The sequence below is a fragment of the Syntrophomonas sp. UBA5494 genome, assembly GCF_002426325.1.
Genome location: NZ_DIPG01000029.1, coordinates 3,482 through 10,179 on the forward strand (window position 1 = coordinate 3,482; position 6,698 = coordinate 10,179).

Below are 6,698 nucleotides of genomic sequence, written 5' to 3' on the forward strand. Positions count from 1 at the left end.
TTGTTCTTGGCAGCTCCCGGCTCCGGGTATTGCACTGGTGTAATATTGAGTGTTGACGGTGGCTGGGTTGCCCAATAAGTGAAATGAAAGGAGCAATCGATATGGCATTCAAAAAAAGCAAAGATGACATAGTTGTAATCAGTGCGGCCAGAACCCCGTTTGGCAAATTCGGCGGCTCGATGAAGGATATTGATATCTACGATCTGGGTGCTATTGCCATGAAAAATGTTCTGGAGAAAATCGGCATGGCCCCTGAAGTCATAGACGAAGTCTGGTGGGGCTGCGGCGATACCACCAACTGCAAAGATCCCTATACCCCGGTGGTTGCTAGACAAAGTATGCTGAAAGCCGGCATCCCCCCTGAAGTACCTTCGCTGTATTATGATCAGGCTTGTACTACCGGTATGACTACCGTTAAATACGGCAGCCGCAGTATCAAACTGGGAGAAGCTAATGTGGTCATGACCGGTGGAGCTACCAGTTTCAGCACCGTTCCATTCCTGCTTCGTAATTTAAGATGGGAAGGCAAACGGCACAGTTCTTTCCTGGTTGAAGACCCCATTATTCCCTTGGGATACAAAGACTACGCACCAGTGGCTGTTGATTCAGGTAATGTTGCGATTGAATACGGTGTATCCAGAGAAGAACAGGACGAGTTGGCTTTTGCCAGCCATCAAAGATATGGCAAGGCGTGGGAGCGTGGTTTCTTCAAAAACGAGATGGTTCCCCTTGAAATAACTAAAAAAGATAGAAAAGGCAATGTTATCTCCAGCAAGGTTTTGGATAAAGACGAACAGTATCGGCCTGATATAAGCATGGAGGAACTCGCCCGGCTGAAGCCCATTTTCAATAATCCGACCTGCACCGCAGGCAATGCACCGGGAATGAACGATGGAGCAACCGCCCAAATTATCACTACCCGTGAAAATGCTGAAAAACTGGGGTACGAACCACTCTATACCGTTGTAGCTACTTCGGCCATCGCCTTACAGCCTAGAATTATGCCGGTTTCCCCGGCTTTCGCGATCAAGAAATGTCTGGACGATGCCAATTTGACCATTGATGATATGAAGTTTATTGAAATCAACGAAGCATTCGCCTGTGTACCGCTGGTAGCCCTTAAACTGCTGTCAAATGATCGCTTTTTGAAGAGCGATTACTGGGAAATGGTCAAGGAAGTTTCTTCCCAACCGATTCTTGACAATGATGACAGCAAATACCAGGCATTGAAAAATATACTCAATGTAAACGGGAGTGCTATATCGGTCGGGCATCCCAATACATCCAGCGGCGCACGTATTATGATGACTGCCGCTTATAACCTCAAGGAAAATGGCGGCGGATTCGCCACATGCGCTATATGTGGAGGTTTAACCCAGGGTGGGGGAGCCGTCATCTGGGTGGAATAACTTTAGCTACGCAGCCCTCTTAATCCCCTTCTTCAAATATAAGCAGGGGGTCATTCGGACCCCCTGCACCCCTAACCTAAAAGCAAGGAGGTATTGGCAAATTGGACAAGAAGAAAATTCTGGAAGGCATCAGAGTCGTAGACCTCACTAGAGTTTATACCGGCCCATTCTGTAGTCAGATACTGGCTGATATGGGTGCAGAAATAGTAAAAGTTGAGGATGACGGTCCAAACAGCAACGAAAGAAGTTGGCCGCCATTCGCTCCCGGGACTGAAGAATCCACCTATTTTATTGGCTTAAACCGTGGCAAGAAAAGCATAGAACTGAATCTCAAAGAAGATAAGGCCCGGGAAGTATTCTATAAACTGGTTGAGAGTGCCGACATCGTTATGGAAAATTTCGCTCCCGGTGTTGCGGACAAATTGATGGTCGGTTATGAAGCCTGCAAAAAAATAAAACCCGATATCATTTACCTCTCCATTTCTGCCTTTGGACAGTATGGGCCGTTAAGCAAGCTGCCTGGTTACGATATGCTTGCCCAGGCTATGGGGGGAATGATGAGTATAACCGGATTTCCGGACACGCCACTGAGAGTAGGTTCGTCTCTGGGAGATGCTATTGCCGGGCTTTATGGCGCTATAGGAATCTTAGGCGCTTTGAATTACAGAAAAAACACCGGAGAAGGGCAGCACATCGACGTTGCTCTGGTTGACAGCATATTCACGGTATTGGAAAACAATGTACCTGCCTACACAATAACCGGAAGGCCTACTAAGAGACAGGGGAGCAGACATCCCGATGGCGGACCATACGACACTTATAAATGCAAGGACGGATTTGTCTGTGTAGTTGCCTCCAATGAAAAACTATGGGGAAGCATGTGCAAGATAATGGGAATGCCCGAATTAGCCGCCGATCCGAAGTTCGACAGCAATGTCACCAGAATGGAGAATATTGAGGAAATGACAGATATAATCAACAACTGGATGGGCAACTATGCGGTTGATGAGGTTGTATCTATGCTGCGCGAAGCTCGCGTTGCAGTAGCCCCGATCCTTGAAGTACCACAGATCTGTGCAAGTGATAATACCGCGGCACGCCATATGTTAATTGAATATGATCACGCCACGGCAGGTAAGGTTAAAGTACCTGGCAATCCTATTAAGTTTGGCGCTTATGAAGCTTTGGCTGAACTGCCGCCCCCTTTTAAAGGGCAACATACCCCGGAGGTCTTAAGAGAACTGGGCTATAGCCAGAGTGACATTGATAATCTTTTATCCGCTGGTATAATCGGCGATGGTTTCATAACTAGAGCGAAAAAGAATTAATACAAGCGTTTTGGCGTTGCGTACTTTGAAAAAAGTACCAAGGGGAGGTTTACAAAGAATGGCCGAAAAATTCGCAAGCAGAAGGAATATTGATTTTTTGATCAACGAGGTCTTTAATGTTGTGTCATTAAATCGTTTTCCCTATTTCGAAGATCACGATGAAGAAACCTTCAAAATGATCCTGGACACTGCCATGAATATCAGTACAGACCTGATGTTCCCTTATTTCAAAGAAATGGATACCAATACCCCTTACTGGGAAGACGGCAAGGTACATGTCCATAAAGCTATCGTACCATTCCTTAAAGAAATGGGTGAGGGTGGTTGGATTCAATGCGAGAAGCCTTATGACATCGGCGGGCAACAACTGCCTCTGACCATAAAGGAGCTGGCTTATTTCCTATTCGGAGCAGCAAATTATTCAATGCATGTATATCCGATGCTTACTGCCGGTGCAGCCAATCTGATTTATCAGTACGGCGCCCAAGAAATGCAAGACATGTATCTGGAAAAAATGTACTCCGGCAAATGGCAAGGCACGATGGCACTGACTGAACCCGATATCGGCAGCTCTCTGGGCGATCTTACCACAACCGCAGAGCCAACCGATCAGGGGTACTACATGATAAAGGGGCAAAAGATTTTTATCTCTGCCGGCAACAGTGATATCACAGAAAACGTTGTTCACTTATTGATTGCCAGATTAAAAGACGGCCCGCTGGGTGTACCGGGAATTTCGTTATTTATTGTTCCGGAAAAGCGCATTAATGAGAATGGCGAGCTTGAAGACAATGACGTACAATGCGGCGGAATCGAGCATAAGCTCGGTTACCGGGGTTCTCCGATCTGTCAGCTTACTTTCGGTGAAGAGAAAAACTGTCGGGGCTGGCTGGTTGGTGAACTGGGTAAAGGCCTGGCGCAGATGTTCAAAATGATGAATGAAGAAAGAATTAATATTGGCATCGGCGCAATCAGTAAAATTTCAGCGGCATACTACGCGGCATTAGAATATGCTCAGCAGCGAAAACAGGGCAGAAAACCCGACCAGAAAGACCCTGCTACACCCATGGTGGAGCTTATCGAACATGCTGATATTAAAAGAATGCTTCTGTTCCAGAAGGCTGTAATGGAAGGATCACTGGCTCTAGCCCTGCAGCTGTCTTTGTATCAGGATCTGGCCATGGTTGGGCAAGACCCCGAAGAAAATGAAATGCTGGTGGACTTCCTGATTCCCATTCTTAAAACCTATCCGTCTGAAATGGGTATTCTGGCCACCAGTGCAGCCATTCAGATTCATGGCGGTTATGGCTACTGCGGGGATTTTCCGGTAGAACAGTACTACAGAGACATTCGCATCGATCCCATTCATGAAGGCACCACCGGTATTCAAGGCCAGGATATCCTGGGCCGTAAAGTAAGCATGAAAAAGGGAAAAGCATTCGAGTTATACATCAACGAGGTTGAAAAAGCCATAGCAGAAGCCAAGGCCTATCCGGAACTGGAAAAGCAGGTTGAGGCCCTGGAAAGTGCCATGGGGCTGATGAAAGACCTTACCGCAGAGTTGCTGGCAAAAAAAGCGCAAATTTCCAATGAGGCTTTTTTGGCTGATTCTGTGCTTTATTTGGACTTCATGAGCCAGATCGCCGTTGCCTGGCAGTGGCTGAAATTGATGACTGTTTCTGTAACTGCCTTAAAAGGCCAGCCCACCGATCAAGATAGGGTCTTCTATCAAGGGAAAATCTATGCCGGTCGTTATTTCTTTGACTATGAGCTCACTAAGATTGACAGCCTGGCCATCAGACTACGGTCAGATGACAAAGTGACGGTAGAAATCACAAAAGAATTTTTCGAGGATTAGTAACTTTCTAAAATTAGCCTGGCTGATGATTATTGAAGATATATAAGCTTGATTGTTGGTATGGCCGGCTAGGCTAGTATTTGTGGCTTAGTAAACGGGTCGGGGTATGCCGAATGTTCGGTCAGGGAGTGAATATGACTTAAAGCAGTCGGCATACCTCTAAGACAGAATGGCAGCAAGGAGTGACTTCATGTACCAAATAATAGACAAACAAATTCTGGCGCCTGCAATCAAACAATTCATCGTTTGTGCTCCTGATATCGCGAAAAAGGCACAGCCAGGACAGTTCATTATTCTTAGAATCGATGATATTGGAGAGAGAATACCGCTAACAATTGCTGATTTTGATAGGCAGAGCGGGACAATAACACTGATATTCCAAGAAGTGGGCAGAACCACTTATGAGATGGGTAAACTCGATGCAGGCGATTACATTTTGGATTTGGTTGGTCCGCTGGGGAAGGCATCAGAAATAGAACCTTATGGCCATGTGGTTTGTATTGGCGGCGGTGTTGGAGTGGCTCCAGTATATCCCATCACCAGGGCACTAAAACAGGCGGGAAATCGAGTGACCTCCATCATTGGCGCTCGAAGTAAAGAGCATTTAATCCTCAAAGATGAAATGGCAGCAGTGAGTGATGAGTTATTTGTAGCTACAGACGATGGCAGCGAGGGGCAGAAAGGCTTCGTGAGTGATGTTCTTGCGCAAGTTATCCGCCAAAGTGACAGTATCGATTTAGTGGTTGCAATCGGACCGTTGCCCATGATGAAGGCTGTTTCAGCCGTTACCAAACCATTCGAGATTCATACCACCGTAAGCCTTAATCCTATTATGGTTGATGGTACTGGAATGTGTGGAGCCTGCAGGGTGAGTGTCGGAGATGAGACCAAATTTGCTTGTGTTGACGGGCCTGAGTTTGATGGCCATCTGGTAGATTGGCAGCTGGCACAACAGAGAGCCCGGATGTTCACCAATGAAGAGGGCATTGCTATGAAAGGTTTTTGTGCAGGGGGTGAATGTCAATGTCAGAAGTAAAAGCAGCTAAAACAATTCCTGCCCGCGAGGAAATGCCTGTTCAAAGTCCTGTATTAAGGATATGTAACTTTGATGAAGTTGCTTTGGGGTACAGTGAAGAGCAAGCATTGATTGAGGCATCCAGGTGTTTGAAATGCAAGAAACCCAAATGTGTCGAGAGCTGCCCAGTTGAGGTTGATATTCCGGCATTCATAGGACTTTTGGAAAAGAAAGAATACCAACAGGCCATAAACAAAATAAAGGAGAAGAACAATCTCCCCGCTATTTGCGGTCGAGTTTGTCCACAGGAAAGCCAATGTGAAAAGACCTGTATCCTGGGAAAGAAAATGGAACCGGTAGCTGTCGGAAGATTGGAACGTTTTTTGGCCGATTGGGATTTAAGATATGGGAAAAAGTCTATTCCTATAATAAAGCAGTCGGGAAAAAGGATTGCTATTGTTGGGTCAGGTCCCGCAGGTCTTACCGCAGCGGCAGATTTGGCCTTGATGGGACACCAGGTAACGGTATTTGAGGCTCTACATACTGCCGGGGGAGTCTTGGTATATGGCATACCGGAATTCAGACTGCCCAAAGCCATCGTGCAGAAGGAGATAGAAAGCATTCAGAAGCTGGGTGTTGAAATAAAAAACAACATGGTGGTCGGAAAAGTGAATACTGTGGATGAATTGCTCGCCCAGGGCTATGATGCTGTATTTATCGGAACTGGAGCAGGATTACCGTATTTTATGGATATACCGGGTGAGAATTTAAATGGCGTCTATTCAGCCAATGAATTCTTAACCAGGACGAATCTGATGAAAGCTTATCTTTTTGATGAGTTTTTGACCCCCATTAGAATTGGAAAAAGAGTGGCAGTAATCGGTGGCGGCAATGTAGCCATGGATAGTGCCAGAACCGCCTTGCGTCTTGGGGCCGAGGAATCTTATATAGTATACCGCCGGTCCATGAATGAACTGCCGGCACGAAAAGAAGAAGCGGAACACGCCCAAGAGGAAGGCGTAAGGTTTAAATTGCTCAGCAGCCCTATAGAGATAAAAGGCGATGATAATGGATGGGTCAAGAGTATT

General features: G+C 46.3%; 5 protein-coding genes. All 5 read left to right on the top strand.

The window, feature by feature from the left end:
* The first annotated feature begins 101 nt into the window (after positions 1 to 101).
* On the top strand, positions 102 to 1,409 hold the full coding sequence (locus B3W37_RS02890; protein ID WP_483169077.1) for a thiolase family protein: 1,308 nt from the start codon (positions 102 to 104) through the stop codon (positions 1,407 to 1,409).
* 101 nt (positions 1,410 to 1,510) lie between these two features.
* Positions 1,511 to 2,737, top strand: coding sequence for a CaiB/BaiF CoA transferase family protein (locus tag B3W37_RS02895; RefSeq protein WP_483174731.1), 1,227 nt, complete (start codon positions 1,511 to 1,513; stop codon positions 2,735 to 2,737).
* 58 nt (positions 2,738 to 2,795) lie between these two features.
* A complete protein-coding gene (locus B3W37_RS02900) occupies positions 2,796 to 4,595 on the top strand; it encodes an acyl-CoA dehydrogenase (protein ID WP_483169075.1) in 1,800 nt (599 codons plus the stop codon).
* A gap of 190 nt (positions 4,596 to 4,785) precedes the next feature.
* Positions 4,786 to 5,631 (top strand): sulfide/dihydroorotate dehydrogenase-like FAD/NAD-binding protein, encoded by an 846-nt coding sequence (locus B3W37_RS02905; RefSeq protein ID WP_481043050.1) that lies wholly within the window; start codon positions 4,786 to 4,788, stop codon positions 5,629 to 5,631.
* The coding region (locus B3W37_RS02910; protein ID WP_483174732.1) for an FAD-dependent oxidoreductase at positions 5,619 to 6,698 on the top strand (1,080 nt) is incomplete at its 3' end. The genes B3W37_RS02905 and B3W37_RS02910, both read left to right, overlap by 13 nt.

Coding starts and splice junctions, on each gene's coding strand:
- B3W37_RS02905 (WP_481043050.1), top strand. CDS start 4,786: ATGTACCAAATAATAGACAAACAAATTCTGGCGCCTGCAATCAAACAA.
- B3W37_RS02890 (WP_483169077.1), top strand. CDS start 102: ATGGCATTCAAAAAAAGCAAAGATGACATAGTTGTAATCAGTGCGGCC.
- B3W37_RS02900 (WP_483169075.1), top strand. CDS start 2,796: ATGGCCGAAAAATTCGCAAGCAGAAGGAATATTGATTTTTTGATCAAC.